The organism is Ensifer sp. ENS10 (assembly GCF_014852025.1).
In the GTDB taxonomy this organism is placed as follows: domain Bacteria; phylum Pseudomonadota; class Alphaproteobacteria; order Rhizobiales; family Rhizobiaceae; genus Ensifer.
This window is the reverse complement of sequence record NZ_JACVAS010000018.1, coordinates 76,493-88,296: the sequence shown is the minus strand read 5'-3', so window position 1 is coordinate 88,296 and position 11,804 is coordinate 76,493. Positions and strand designations below refer to the sequence as shown.

Genomic DNA, 11,804 nt, shown 5'->3' with positions numbered 1-11,804 from the left:
ATGGCGTCAATCCGCTCGACTGGCTCTCGCAGACCTTGACCCGCATCGCTCAAGGCTGGCCCGCATCCGAAATCGAAGCCCTCATGCCCTGGAACTTCAGGTCAGACGCCGTCAGCTAACCGCTTACAAATCGAATAAAGATTTACGTGAATGACGGCAACGACGGCCATGCAGACTGGAAGGCAATCGTCGGACCGGTCGGTCAACGCAACACACATAGGCCTGCAATACGAAAGTAGGAACGTCGAACTCTCAAAGTGAGAGGGGCACCCAACTTGAAAGGGTCGGCAATGCGAGGGTCCGAGTCAAATCGCATAGGAAGGCACTGCCTCCTAAGCGCCCGCGAGAGAGGCTTGGACGGCCGCCGGCGATCGAATGTCAACCCAGCGACGCGACGCCGAGATGCTGTCCTCCGTCAGAGAAAGCGCGGTCCACGAGCGGCGCTCGACATAGTAATGCTTGTGCCGCAGCGTCTACCCTCTCCTGAGCGCGAGTTGAATGCCTCGAATGATCGCGCATTCGGGGACGATCCTGAGCAATAGGTGATCGCATATCTCGAAAACAGGCAATCCGTAAGCGAAGCCGCTTCAATGTGCGGCGGGGAGGAACTGTATGTGTCCTGAGATTGGTCCTATTAATGCATTTCTTTAATGGCTTATCCCGTTAGCTCCGGAACCCCCAGATATAGCGCAACTATGGGCTGTATGAATCGCGATTTTTGAAGCCGGATTGCACCTTATCTGAGTCGCAGGAGGGTGCCGAGAGGGGCTGCTATTCGGTAGCAAATGGCGCAAGCGTTAGCTTGTGGTCCCGAAGCTGCCCTTTATGGAGTCGACTTGGTTACAAAAAGCGGACCGATGATTAGCGGGCGCAACTCGCCTTGATCGGTGTAAGATTGTCCCCTTCTCCGGTGCCCGTCATAGCTGTCAGGCGGACGACTTCTCCGCAGCCCGTGTCGAACTCGAACTCGACGTAGCGAGCCGTTGCCGGGTCGAACGACATTTGCGGGCCGTGGATGAGGATGTTGCGGATTTGCCGATCCAAATCGATGATCTTGAATTCTTTAGGAGAGGAGCGTGCCCGTTGCTTGAGAAGTCTTTCCAGCCAAGGGCGGGCCTCTTCGGCTGTGTTGATTGGGCGGTAATCGCGGGTTCCTTGAACATAGGCGGCAACGCCTGCTCCAAGGACGCCGAGGAGCAGGCACGTCGTTGAGGCTGCGAGTGCGCCGCGCCGCCAGGGCCGATCCTTGATAGCGAAAAGCGTGAAACCACCACCGAGGCAAGAAGCCAGAACCAGCCAGATCGATAGGAGAATAACCAGCGGCTCTCTTGCGATCTCGTCGTCCCTGACCAAAGCGACAATAGGAAACGTCAACATTGCCAGTGCCGTCATCGCGAGGATGACGACGACAACGACGGCAGAAATGGCCACGGTCATGGCTACCGATGTCATCCAGCTCTTCATCTCTGCTGCTTGCCCCTGTTGTTTCACTCAGTACGTAGCGAATACGAATGCCGCCCGCGATTTTGCCAGGACGGGACGTGGCGGCGATTTGCGCCGATAGAGCCGCCGTTCCGGTTCGACATACTCGGGATCGAGCAATCGACGTGCGTACACTTCAGGAACGCCCTTGGCGAGGGCCTCCAGATAAGCCTGTCGCCGATCCACCTCCGTCCCATCCCGCACCTGTTCCATGAGTGACTTGAGGACAGGAGGCCTTCCGACGATGTCGCGGAGACTGGCGTGACCGACCTCGTTGCCGATGGCGACGAGACTGTCGAAGGCCGCGCGGTACTGCCGCCTACGGTTCCAGCGGAAGACGAACTCCTGGAGGTAGATGTTGAGGTAACGACGGCGGACGCCGTGGTAGACCCCCATCATCCAGCGCTTCATCAGCGAGAAGACGCGGTGTATGCGCTTGAACCATAGATGTGCAGGCAGCTTCCCGACGACCTTCGAGGCATGCTTGCGGCCGGGGATACCTTGGTAGGCCTGGTTACCGTCGGTGAAAATCGTCGTGTAGGGAGCGGTGTTTCGCAGGACGAAAGGATGCAGCGACTCCTTGCCGTTGCTGCGGATAGGCTCAAGCCGGATGCGGCCCGACCTGCCTTCGTCGCGCCATTCCACCGCGCCGATGACGTTGAGCTTGCCGATGGGGCTGCGGCCCTGACCGCCACCCGCAGGCTCGTCCTTTGTCCGGAAAGGAATGCTCGTTTCGTCGATCTCGACGATCTCGTCATATCCACCCAGCTTCTCACGGTAGGGGTTGACCATGGCGCGTCGCAGCTTGTGCAGGAGCAGCCACGCCGTCTTGTAGGAACCGATGCCGAGCTTGGCCTGGAGCTGCAGCGCGGAGATACCGTTCGAGTGCGTCGTCACAAGATGCGCCGCCAGGAACCACTGTCGCAGCGGAAGGTGCGTCTTGTGCATGATGGTGCCAGCGATGACCGAGGTCTGCTTGCGGCACGGGGTCAGCTCTTCGTGCTCGTCGGCTTTCTCGCCGCCGCATTCCCATACCCACGGCTTCGACCTCAGCTTCCAGCCCTTCGTTGAACCGCAGTGCGGACACACGAAGCCGTCGGGCCAGCGCTTCTTCGCAAGGTAGGCCGCGCACGAGTGGTCATCAGGAAATCGCAGTTGGAACTGCTCCAGCGAAAGCGGGCGGTCGTAGCGCCATCTGAAGACAGATTGGTGGGCCATTCGCCCGGATTAAACCAGGACGTGTGCCTTGGCGAGACCCTGCCGCCGGAACATCAAGATATGGTTAAACCGGAGCTAGAGGGATAAGCCGTTTTCTTTATGCCAGGTCTGCTACCGAAGCCCAGCATGCACCTACCGCAAGAGCAGATGAGCAACTTCAGCGCTTACGAAAGTATGCAAAAGACCGTTCGTATGTCGTCGTCGGGAAAGCATGTGACGCTGGGCGATCTGGAAGCTCGTTGTCGCGACCCGGTCTGGCATACTTATTAAGTCAGGCGACTTGTACGCCGCCAACCTTTGACGTTCTTTTGACCACCGATGACTGTCGTCTGGCGCGGGACTTGAAATTGTTGACGGCGTTAGCGTCTCGCCTGACTGGCGCGGGCATCCAAATTGAATTCATCAACACCGGTGTTGTGTGGGGGGACGAGGCCGCGCGGGAAGCCGAGCAAACTGCCCTCCAAAAGCTAACCGATTATTCAATGGGGAGAGGTCATGAGGAAGACTGAACCCATTCCAGAGGCATTCCATTCGCTGTTGGAGCGGATAGGCGGAACGCCGTGCGCCAAGAACGATCTGCTTCTGGTTCTAGGCGCGATCATGGAAAGCTTTGTTGATCGTGCATTCGGGGTCGATGCCGTCCAACAAGCGATGGTTATTCAACCGACCAATGCGCCATCCGCATCCACAGCCGCGGCTGACCTGAACCGTTGGAAGCGACCCGGACAACGACGTCGGGCCCGTGCGGTCCGAAACAAACAAAGAACACTTCAAATAAGAGGAGAACAAGGTCATGTCGGACAAAAACATCTTGACGGTAGGATACGCCCGCGTCTCGGGGAAGAAGCAAGTCAAAGAAGGAGACGGCCTCGGCTCACAAGAAGCCCGCATTAGAGACTACACACGAAATCGCGGTTATCCCGCTCTGTCTGTGATGTTCACTGATGACCGATCAGGTGGAACAAGGGATCGGCCGGGTTTCGGGGCTATGCTCAAATTCTTGATAAAAAATCGCAGCTCAATATGCATCGTAATCATTGACGATATCACACGGCTCGCGCGCGACATCACCGTCCATCACACGCTGCGCGCTGCGATTGCCGCAACAGGAGCGCGACTCGAATGTCCCTCCTTTGAGTTCGGTGATAGTTCCGACGACATCCTCGTCGAGAATCTCCTTGCCAGCGTGTCTCAACATCAGCGGCAGAAGAATGGCGAGCAAGTTCGGAATCGCATGCGGGGACGCCTACTAAACGGCTACTGGTGCTTCTCCTCTAAGCCGCCTGCGTTCGAGTTTGCGAAGATCGCAGGCCAAAACACTTTGGTTCCCCGAGAACCGATCGCATCGATCGTGACTGAAGCACTCGAAGGATTTGATAGTGGTAGGTTTCAAACACAGGCGGAAGTGCAACGCTTTCTGCAAGAAAGTCCTGGGTATCCGAAACGACCAGATGGCACGGTCAAATTTGATCGCGTGACCGAATTGCTGACCTGCGTACTTTATGCAGGCATGATCGAGTATCTGCCCTGGGGAATTTCAATCAGACAGGGACGGCACCAAGGGCTGATCACATACGACACGTATCAGCGAATTCAGAGACGTCTGAATGAGAACCCTAAGGCACCGGCCCGCGCTAATCTGAGCCAACATTTCCCACTCCGCCAAGCCGTTCAATGTGCGCACTGCAGTCGACTGCTGGGAGGAGCGTATTCACGCGGCCGAAACGCAGAATATCCCTACTATTTCTGTCTAAACAAGAAGTGCCTACGCTACAGGAAGTCATTTAGCAGTGACGAAATGCATGGGCAGTTCGAAGTGCTGCTCAAGAAACTGACACCTGCCGACGAGATCATTGACATCGCTACCGCCATTTTTCGAGAGGCATGGGAGAAGCGGTCAGACGATGCCACAGAGCGCACCGCGTTGCTTCGACGGGAAGTCACTACGACTGACAAGTCAATGGGACTCCTGGTTGATCGTATTGCAAACTCCTCAAATCCTCAGTTGGTCCAAGTCTATGAGGCACGCCTTATTGATCTTCAGAGGGAGAAGGCCGCACTTATCGAGAAAATCGAAAATTCAGAGAAAGCGATGCCGAATTTCGACGCAACCTTACGAACCGCCCTAGCGTTTCTGGCAAGTCCTTGGAAACTATGGGAAACAGGAAAGGTTGAGGATCGTCGAGCCGTGCGAAAGTTGGTTTTCACCGAGCATCTTCAATACTCCCCGGAACTAGGCTTTCGAACCGCCGAAACAACTTTGCCATTCAAGGTGCTAGCAGACATGGCGGCGCAAGATGTTGAAGTGGTGCGGGCGGCGGGGATCGAACCCGCACAGCCAAGGCCGAGAGATTTTAAGTCCCTAAATTGATGGTGCGGACGACGGGACTCGAACCCGTAAGTCGTTGAAGACGCAAGATTTTAAGTCTCGTGCGGTTACCAGTTTCGCCACGTCCGCTGTCGAATGACGCCGGGGTTGTCACACGGAATTGTCACAAGATCAAGCCGCTTAGGCGGGCTGCCCATCCTCCTCGTTTTCTGAGGTATCTGATTCACCTGTTTCGCCGGTAGATCGCTGCTTTGCGGCCTTCTGTTTTGAACGTTTGTCTTTGAGGACCTCACGGAGTGAGTTGCTGGTGTGCTGTCGCTTTGCGCGTTGAATGTACCAGTCTTGGAACAAAGTCTCGATCAGTTGAATGAGAATTTCAGCCTCTTCCGACGAGACGTCGACTACTTCGTTGACGTTCTTCTCCATGTGGGCGCCGATGTCGCCTACAGTACGTACAGCCTGAATGTCGTCCCAGAGACCGGGGTCGATCCGATCTTTGATCGAAGAAAGCTCCGCACCCAAGTTGCCTCGCTTATTTGCTGGAATGTCCCAGAAATCCCGAACAATGCCCTGTACGCAGCGTCGGGCCATCGCAGCGCTGGCTCTGCCACTAAGTGGCGCGATCAGTTTGGCTTCGCGATATGTCTGTTGTATTTCCTCAGGCACTTCAGGGGGCAGGTTGAGGAGTGTCGCCTCTGGTATAAGTCGCCTGACTAAGAAGTCCTTACCCCATGGTAGGTACAGGTTCCCCGTCCCAACCCTTTCAGACCGGCCAAGGCGCAGATCAACCGTAAGCTGACGACAATTGGCGTTCGAGCAGGATGTGGACACAACGTGTAAGGCCGCGCGATTGCCCAACGTCCCAGACCTTTCATTGAGGGGCACGAGGGACGCGCTGCGGTTATCGTCCGTCACCACCATGTGGTGGTTACAATATGGGCATTGCCAATTTTGTGACACTTAGAGCGATCTCCACTGTTCTCCAGCGAGAGCTTATGGAGACCGCCCAAGAGTTGCAACTGAGAGCTACCCGTTCTCAACAACACGAAGCTTTGGAACTTGTGGCTCCAGAGCAGCCGCGACATCGTCGAGCGCCGAGGGTGACAGCTTCATGTAGCGCTGGGTCACCGAGAGGTTGGAATGGTCCATCCACTCCATGATGCGCTTCGCGTCGATCCCACGCATCGCCAGACGGGACGCGCAGGTGTGCCGGAAGATGTGGAACGGCTGCGTGAACCGCTCGTACTTTCCACCGAGCTTCTCGTAGACCACGTTCAAGTGGCGACGGCAGGTGTCGAGATTCAGGTCACCGAAGGGTCGCGCAGGGTCCTTACTGTCGATCCGGCACTGGGCCAGGACGGCACGAACCCGAGCAGTCGGAGGGATGTACGACGTGCGTCCAGACTTGCGGTTGCGGAGGATCACATGCTTGGCCGTGATGTCGTCGTAGGTGAGCTTCTTCGCCTCGTTGATGCGAGCCCCGGTGTCGATCAAGAACTGCACCATCTGGGACAGGCGTTGCCAACCGTGGTGGTCGAGCTGGCGGATCAGCGGGTCCTCTTCGCCGAAGTCGAGGAAGTCGATACTGCCGACCGAGGTCTCCTTGAACTTCTCTACATAGGGCACCTGATCGATTACGCGCTCGTGGACGGCCTTCTTAAAGATGACCTTCACCGATGACATCTTGCGATTGATCGTGGCGTTGTCGTTCTTGAGATCGTTGCGGAGGTAGTCGACGTATTCGTAGAAGTCGCGCGAGGTGACATCCTTGATCGGGGTCGAGCGCCCCTTCCAGTCGATGAAGAACTCGGCGTTCCGCGCCAGCTTCTCGCCACTGGTCTTGTCCGACCAGCGATCCTTCTTCGTGACCTTCCAGAAATCTTCGAGCGTCTTGAGGGCAGACCCGCGATTGCCGAGAGTGTCGACCGTGGGGTTCGGGATGGGTTTGCCGAGCTTGGCCGCGAGAAGCGCCTCGCTCTCCCAAGTGATGGCTGCAGCTTCCGTCGCGAAAGTCGGACGATAGCGCTTGCCGTTGATCATCAGGTTGGCCTGATAGCCATTACCACGTGGTCGAACCGTCATTCCGGCCTACCTCCCGCTAATATGGTGATAAGTGTTTCGTAGACCCGGCGACCTTGTGCGGTCACATCGACCCGCTTCGTGCGGCGGTCCTGAGGGTCTTCATAGGCCCGGACCAGCCCGTGGCCCGGTTCCCCGTTGCGGTGTCTTTCTCCCAGAGCGGAGATGTTGCGGCTAACCGACGAAGAGGCCAGTCCCGTCTGCTGGACCAGCTCCTTCATCGTGATCCCAGGGCGGGCCACAACCAAGAGGAAGAGCGTGATTGTCTGCGCTTGGATTTCCGGGTCGAGCTTCCGGAACTCCTCGATAATCGAGATCAATCTCCGTGCGTTCTTATTGTTCTCAGCAATATTCACGACGTTGTTCGTCATTGGTTCGGCCCCTCTGAAAAATCAATACTACACTAAGGGAATATTTCCACTGGTGGGACAGTTGTCAACCGTCAACCCAGTCGACGCGACAGCATTTCGACAGGAAACGCCTTGATGTCGCCTCTATTCAAAATCAATAACCCCGCCGTCATGCACCGGCATTCGATCCATTTCTCGTCCTCCAAGAGGTCCTCTTTGGGGTCGTACAAAAGGGAGAATGCTTCAGGGTTCGTCCTCTCAAAATACCCGAGGACTGTCTCATAACCTACTGGGAAATCTTCATGTTCTTGTATCTGCGCTGCGTAAACAGGTGAGCAGACATCCGGGGGGCGCCGCCGTGGGTAGGAGAGGTGGATTGTGACCTTCACGATGCCCCCGGGATCGGGAATATCGTCGTGACAATTAGAGCGGACGTGTGTCTTGAGTTGTGTATGCGGCATAGCTCACCATTTACGATTTTAAAATGCTCCATTCGTGGAATTATCCCGCCAGTGGAGAGGTAAACCCTGTATTAGAGGTTGAGTGGGTAGGCAACCCCCGTCCAAAGGCATTGCCTAACCATTCCTTGCATCTAACCTTAAAGGTCCACCCTTAGGTGCGAGCTTACGCCGCAGCGCGGAGGTGGTAGCGAGCGTAGCGCTGCCCGGTATGGTCGTACTTCGTCTCCGCAAGGATCGCCACGCCAGCTTCCTTCAACTCGCTGATTCGCTTAGCCAAAGACCGTGCGCGGATGACACCACCGGCTTCAATCGCAGTGAGCGATCCCTTCGACTTCAAGAGGGCCAGAACCTCCCGGGTTTGGGGAGGCAGACGGTCCATCGTCATCTTCGGGCGGCGCTTGTGGATACCGAGGTGGCTCACATGAATGTGAACGAGCCGTGAGTGACCGTCGAGGACAACCAGAGGGGTCTCATGACCGGTGGAAGCCATCGTGCCTTTCATGCCGACCTTGATCTCCGGGTTGATACCCTCGGGAAGTGACATGATTGTGAACCGCTGTCCGATCAGGCTCGGCTTGAGCTTCTTGACGCGCGGCTTCTTCACGGTCGGGTCCGTGGTCCAGACCTTCAGGTTGTTGCTCCCGTCTTCGAACAGGGTCCAGCCGAGGTACCGACCAGCGTCGGACTTGGTGATCAGCGCGAGTTGTTCCTGCGACACGCCCCTGAGATCGCTTGCGCTCAATCCCCAACCGAACGAGGCGTCGAGGATCGCAACATCGTAGTTGTTGATCTTGAGAGCGGCGACCGGCTTCTCACCGACATGCTGCGTGGTGTCGATCTGGCGGAACCAGAACTTCGTGCCGATGGCGAGGGCTTGGAAGGCGGCGTATGCGGATACGAGGGTCTTGGACATGTGTGTTTCTCCGTTCTGGGATTAGGCAGCGATCAGGCGCTGGTTGTTCTTGAGGTTGAAGCGGTGGCCGGTGACCTTCCAGCACTGCTGAAGGCGGTCGAAACCGAGACGAACGTTGGTGCCGAAGACCCGGCCCGGGTACTTGCGGTGATAGTCCCGAAGGAAGGCGAGGGCTCTGGCCTTCGTGAAGAACTCTTCGAAGATCGAGATCATGGAGTTATGCTCCTACGAGTAGGGCTGGAGTGGTGAAATGGCGACGAAGGTGGAGGTGGGCGACCTCGTGGTCGTCCGTGGTGAGGTCGTCTGGATCGACGACGATGGTGTGCCGAGGGTGGAGTTTCGGGGCGCCGAGTATCCGGTCAGGATCAGCTCGGGGTCGTTCGAGAGCGTCACGAAACCAACGAAGCGTCCGATCTACGACAAGCCCGATTAGACGAGCTTGATGATCGAGATGATCGCGAGGCCCAGGACGACCGCCCGAGCCGCCGTGTGCCAGATGCCGTAGCGGTACTGGTAGTCTTCCCAAGGTGTCATGGGCGCACGATAGCGGCTCATTCTGCGGCCCCCTTGACGGTGAGCCATGCGCAGAAGCCAGAGACGAAGAGGAACGCCAGCAAGATGGCCTTGAGGGCGTCCATGAGTTGAACGTCGGTGATGATCACAGGCTGCTCCCCCGGCGCTGGAGGGCGAGGACAGCGTCTGCCATGTCGCGAGGGTCTGTTGGGTACACCGGAGTGCCCCACTGGTCCCACTCGATCACGCCGAGGAAGGCCGGTGCGAACTCCCAATCATAGGGGATGCACTCTTCCTGTTCTGCCTGGGTCATGGCGTCCCAAGTGTCGCAGAGGTGCTCCGCGAGGTGGATTGCCATGTGACGCATCGCGACGGCCCCGACGTTCCGCCAAGTCTGGTAGAAGGAGGCTGCGCGGTCGGGCAGGGGACCGAGGGTGGTGTCCCGCCGCTCGTTCTCGGGGTCACGGGACCAGCCACGGGTGTTCGCTTCGAGCATCGCTTCCCAGAGGCACAGCGCAGCTTCGACCTGCAGGTGGGTGTAGTTCTCGCGCTCAGTCACTTGATTTCTACCTTTCCCCGGCGACCGGCGAGAAGCCGTGCGACCGTGATTGCACTCTTGCGTTTGGGGTGAGGGCCGCTGAGTGGGGTGATCCAGCCGGGTGTCTGGTGGTTGATGAACCATTTGCCCGTGGCGGCATCTTTGGTGATGACGTAGGTGGACATGCTCAGATGTCCTTGTTCAGCTCGGCGACGGCAGCGTCGATCTCGGCCTGAGTTTCACCCGTTGTGATGATCTTGAGTTCGCTGCGCTTCCAACCTCGGTCGCGCATCTCAAGGTATTCATCCCAGACGGTGTCGTGGTCGTAGTCGCCGAACTCGATCCCCCACTTGCAGCCGGGTGAGCCATCGACGGACACGAGGGTGTGGTACTTGCGATTTGCCATGGTCCTCACCATTGGTCTGCGGGGACCGACGAGAGCTTCGTCGCCCGGTTCATGTCGAAAGCGAGTTGGGTGCGGCCCATCGCGATTGCTTCGCGGGGAGCCTCGTAGGTGACCATCACGCCCCCGGCTTTCGCCATGGCGCGGCGTCCCGGCGATGACCGGAACCATGAGCGGAGTTGCGTCTTGCTGCGGCAGCCGAAGTAGTGGCTGTCCAACTCACCCCGCATGTATTGGCTGTGCAGCTCGGTATCCCACTCGCCGATTGGCCCGGGGTGGTCGTAGGCCGAGTGATCGCTTCCGCTAAACTCGTCGTGGGTTCTGGCCAGTCCTGCCGCGAAGGCTCCCCGACCGCTTTCCCCGTGTTCAATTCGATAGATGATCATGTGTCGTCTCTCAGCACCGCGACACGACCCGGCTGGAGGTGCCCAAGGTCGTGCCGCTGGTGGAACTGTTGCCTTAGTGGATGCTTTAGCCCACGACGAAGCCAGAGGTGTCCCTCTTGGCGCGGCCCTTGGCGTAGAGCCCGACGATGACGCCAGTCGGATCGAGGAAGCGCAGATCGGTGTCGTCACCGTTAAAGACTTCGCGGCTCAGGCTTTCGCCGGTGCCATGGAGGCTGTTCTGGATGACGCCGCCCCGGCCTTCGAGCGATGGCGAGACCAGCGCGTCACGGGTGGCCTTGTTGCGGTAGACGACTGCCACGTTAGCGCCAGTGTCGAGAGCTGCGGCGATCACCTTGTCGGCATACGCCGGGTTCGCCTCGGAATAGCTCAGGACGAGCGAGTAGTTCGACGGCAGAGCGCGATACACCCGCTTGTAGACCTTGGTGTAGTCGTAGAATTGCACCTCAGGGAAGGCTTCGAAGACGTTGGCAAACTTCCAGTAGCCCTGTGCAAGAGCCCGGGTGACCGGATGCGCCACTTCCCATTGAATGTCGCTGGTGCCATTGAGGCGAACCGCTGGCTTCACCCCCTTGCGCTGGCAGTAGGCGACGAACCGCTGAAGGTCGAGAGCCAGTTCCTGCATGAATGCGATGCGATCCGACAGGTAACGCTTAGTCTTGGCGATCCGGGCGAGCTGGACATTGTTGTAAGCCCCGCGACCGGCAGTGTTGAGGCACCCAGCGACACACCCGGCTTGCTCAGCCATGGGGCAGACGTTGGTGCCAGCCAGAGTGAATGGCGCAAGGTACATGATGGCGGTTTCAAACTCGCCGTCGCCTTTGACCGTCTTTGCGTTGTTGCCAGAGCGGATCAGGGTGCCACGAAACATGGTCATACTCTCCTGTAGTGGAAATGTTGTCTTGGTGGATCAATCCAGACGCACCTGTAGCGGTGCATTTGTCTGTCATTGGCTGGAAGCTCAGGTTTCACCCTGGCCCCCAACTAAGGACAGCGCCTTAGGTAGTTCGTTGGTTCCGTTTGCCTTTTGAGGCGTAATCAGAGCACGGTTTCCTTGCCCCGCAATCGCTGGCCGAGCCTCTAAAGCGCACCTCAGTCTTCTGCTGTCCTGTCC

At 57.8% G+C, this 11,804-nt stretch carries 17 protein-coding genes and 1 tRNA gene; 4 read left to right on the top strand and 14 right to left on the bottom strand.

What is annotated here, in order from left to right:
• Nucleotides 1-119, top strand: a 119-nt coding sequence (locus tag IB265_RS34920; protein WP_192496076.1) for a transposase domain-containing protein, incomplete at its 5' end; no start/stop codon positions are given.
• 742 nt (nucleotides 120-861) lie between these two features.
• Here IB265_RS34920 and IB265_RS34915 read toward each other — a convergent pair.
• Nucleotides 862-1,464 carry a hypothetical protein gene (locus IB265_RS34915; RefSeq protein WP_192496075.1) on the bottom strand — a complete coding sequence of 201 codons (603 nt, stop codon included), beginning with the start codon at nucleotides 1,462-1,464 and terminating at the stop codon, nucleotides 862-864.
• Between the two features lie 27 nt (nucleotides 1,465-1,491).
• Complete coding sequence (locus IB265_RS34910) at nucleotides 1,492-2,700, bottom strand: IS1595 family transposase (protein ID WP_192496074.1); 1,209 nt, start codon at nucleotides 2,698-2,700, stop codon at nucleotides 1,492-1,494.
• An 83-nt stretch (nucleotides 2,701-2,783) separates the two neighbouring features.
• On the opposite strand from IB265_RS34910, the gene IB265_RS37915 reads away from it, so the two are divergent.
• Entirely contained in the window at nucleotides 2,784-3,209 is a 426-nt protein-coding gene (locus IB265_RS37915) for a recombinase family protein (RefSeq protein WP_192496078.1), read from the top strand.
• A 284-nt stretch (nucleotides 3,210-3,493) separates the two neighbouring features.
• Entirely contained in the window at nucleotides 3,494-5,071 is a 1,578-nt protein-coding gene (locus IB265_RS34900) for a recombinase family protein (protein WP_192496073.1), read from the top strand.
• Here the strand turns inward: IB265_RS34900 and IB265_RS34895 are convergent.
• The 6 genes from IB265_RS34895 to IB265_RS34870 form a co-directional block, all read right to left on the bottom strand.
• Nucleotides 5,072-5,158 (bottom strand) — tRNA-Leu (locus IB265_RS34895). It lies immediately after the preceding gene.
• Nucleotides 5,159-5,209: 51 nt separating this feature from the next.
• A complete protein-coding gene (locus tag IB265_RS37450; RefSeq protein ID WP_192496072.1) occupies nucleotides 5,210-5,950 on the bottom strand; it encodes a DUF4145 domain-containing protein in 741 nt (246 codons plus the stop codon).
• Nucleotides 5,951-6,055: 105 nt separating this feature from the next.
• Complete coding sequence (locus IB265_RS34885) at nucleotides 6,056-7,111, bottom strand: site-specific integrase (protein WP_192496071.1); 1,056 nt, start codon at nucleotides 7,109-7,111, stop codon at nucleotides 6,056-6,058.
• Complete coding sequence (locus IB265_RS34880; RefSeq protein ID WP_192496070.1) at nucleotides 7,108-7,479, bottom strand: MarR family winged helix-turn-helix transcriptional regulator; 372 nt, start codon at nucleotides 7,477-7,479, stop codon at nucleotides 7,108-7,110. The genes IB265_RS34885 and IB265_RS34880 overlap by 4 nt, the downstream gene beginning before the upstream one ends.
• 603 nt (nucleotides 7,480-8,082) lie before the next feature.
• Nucleotides 8,083-8,832 carry a helix-turn-helix domain-containing protein gene (locus tag IB265_RS34875; RefSeq protein ID WP_192496069.1) on the bottom strand — a complete coding sequence of 250 codons (750 nt, stop codon included), beginning with the start codon at nucleotides 8,830-8,832 and terminating at the stop codon, nucleotides 8,083-8,085.
• A gap of 21 nt (nucleotides 8,833-8,853) precedes the next feature.
• Nucleotides 8,854-9,045, bottom strand: a complete 192-nt coding sequence (locus IB265_RS34870) for a hypothetical protein (protein ID WP_192496068.1) — start codon at nucleotides 9,043-9,045, stop codon at nucleotides 8,854-8,856.
• 37 nt (nucleotides 9,046-9,082) lie between these two features.
• On the opposite strand from IB265_RS34870, the gene IB265_RS34865 reads away from it, so the two are divergent.
• Nucleotides 9,083-9,265, top strand: a complete 183-nt coding sequence (locus tag IB265_RS34865) for a hypothetical protein (RefSeq protein ID WP_192496067.1) — start codon at nucleotides 9,083-9,085, stop codon at nucleotides 9,263-9,265.
• On the opposite strand, the gene IB265_RS37445 is transcribed toward IB265_RS34865, so the two are convergent.
• The 6 genes from IB265_RS37445 to IB265_RS34840 form a co-directional block, all read right to left on the bottom strand.
• Nucleotides 9,262-9,387, bottom strand: a complete 126-nt coding sequence (locus tag IB265_RS37445; RefSeq protein WP_256436690.1) for a hypothetical protein — start codon at nucleotides 9,385-9,387, stop codon at nucleotides 9,262-9,264. The two genes, IB265_RS34865 and IB265_RS37445, sit on opposite strands and share 4 nt — an antisense overlap.
• Before the next feature lie 103 nt (nucleotides 9,388-9,490).
• On the bottom strand, nucleotides 9,491-9,904 hold the full coding sequence (locus IB265_RS34860) for a hypothetical protein (RefSeq protein WP_192496066.1): 414 nt from the start codon (nucleotides 9,902-9,904) through the stop codon (nucleotides 9,491-9,493).
• The gene (locus tag IB265_RS34855; protein WP_192496065.1) at nucleotides 9,901-10,068 is read right to left on the bottom strand and encodes a hypothetical protein; all 168 of its coding nucleotides are present in this window, start codon (nucleotides 10,066-10,068) and stop codon (nucleotides 9,901-9,903) included. Before IB265_RS34855 ends, IB265_RS34860 begins: the two co-directional genes overlap by 4 nt.
• 2 nt (nucleotides 10,069-10,070) lie before the next feature.
• Complete coding sequence (locus tag IB265_RS34850; RefSeq protein ID WP_192496064.1) at nucleotides 10,071-10,289, bottom strand: hypothetical protein; 219 nt, start codon at nucleotides 10,287-10,289, stop codon at nucleotides 10,071-10,073.
• Between the two features lie 5 nt (nucleotides 10,290-10,294).
• Nucleotides 10,295-10,672, bottom strand: coding sequence for a hypothetical protein (locus IB265_RS34845; RefSeq protein ID WP_192496063.1), 378 nt, complete (start codon nucleotides 10,670-10,672; stop codon nucleotides 10,295-10,297).
• 85 nt (nucleotides 10,673-10,757) lie between these two features.
• A complete protein-coding gene (locus IB265_RS34840) occupies nucleotides 10,758-11,561 on the bottom strand; it encodes a hypothetical protein (protein ID WP_192496062.1) in 804 nt (267 codons plus the stop codon).
• Between the last annotated feature and the right edge of the window lie 243 nt (nucleotides 11,562-11,804).

Excerpts from the sequence above, each read along its gene's own strand:
- IB265_RS34850 (WP_192496064.1), bottom strand. The coding sequence starts at position 10,289 with ATGGCAAATCGCAAGTACCACACCCTCGTGTCCGTCGATGGCTCACCC.
- IB265_RS34915 (WP_192496075.1), bottom strand. The coding sequence starts at position 1,464 with ATGAAGAGCTGGATGACATCGGTAGCCATGACCGTGGCCATTTCTGCC.
- IB265_RS34900 (WP_192496073.1), top strand. The coding sequence starts at position 3,494 with ATGTCGGACAAAAACATCTTGACGGTAGGATACGCCCGCGTCTCGGGG.
- IB265_RS37445 (WP_256436690.1), bottom strand. The coding sequence starts at position 9,387 with ATGAGCCGCTATCGTGCGCCCATGACACCTTGGGAAGACTACCAGTAC.
- IB265_RS34855 (WP_192496065.1), bottom strand. The coding sequence starts at position 10,068 with ATGTCCACCTACGTCATCACCAAAGATGCCGCCACGGGCAAATGGTTC.
- IB265_RS34910 (WP_192496074.1), bottom strand. The coding sequence starts at position 2,700 with ATGGCCCACCAATCTGTCTTCAGATGGCGCTACGACCGCCCGCTTTCG.
- IB265_RS34880 (WP_192496070.1), bottom strand. The coding sequence starts at position 7,479 with ATGACGAACAACGTCGTGAATATTGCTGAGAACAATAAGAACGCACGG.
- IB265_RS34870 (WP_192496068.1), bottom strand. The coding sequence starts at position 9,045 with ATGATCTCGATCTTCGAAGAGTTCTTCACGAAGGCCAGAGCCCTCGCC.
- IB265_RS34845 (WP_192496063.1), bottom strand. The coding sequence starts at position 10,672 with ATGATCATCTATCGAATTGAACACGGGGAAAGCGGTCGGGGAGCCTTC.
- IB265_RS37450 (WP_192496072.1), bottom strand. The coding sequence starts at position 5,950 with ATGGTGGTGACGGACGATAACCGCAGCGCGTCCCTCGTGCCCCTCAAT.
- IB265_RS34865 (WP_192496067.1), top strand. The coding sequence starts at position 9,083 with ATGGCGACGAAGGTGGAGGTGGGCGACCTCGTGGTCGTCCGTGGTGAG.
- IB265_RS34885 (WP_192496071.1), bottom strand. The coding sequence starts at position 7,111 with ATGACGGTTCGACCACGTGGTAATGGCTATCAGGCCAACCTGATGATC.
- IB265_RS34875 (WP_192496069.1), bottom strand. The coding sequence starts at position 8,832 with ATGTCCAAGACCCTCGTATCCGCATACGCCGCCTTCCAAGCCCTCGCC.
- IB265_RS34840 (WP_192496062.1), bottom strand. The coding sequence starts at position 11,561 with ATGTTTCGTGGCACCCTGATCCGCTCTGGCAACAACGCAAAGACGGTC.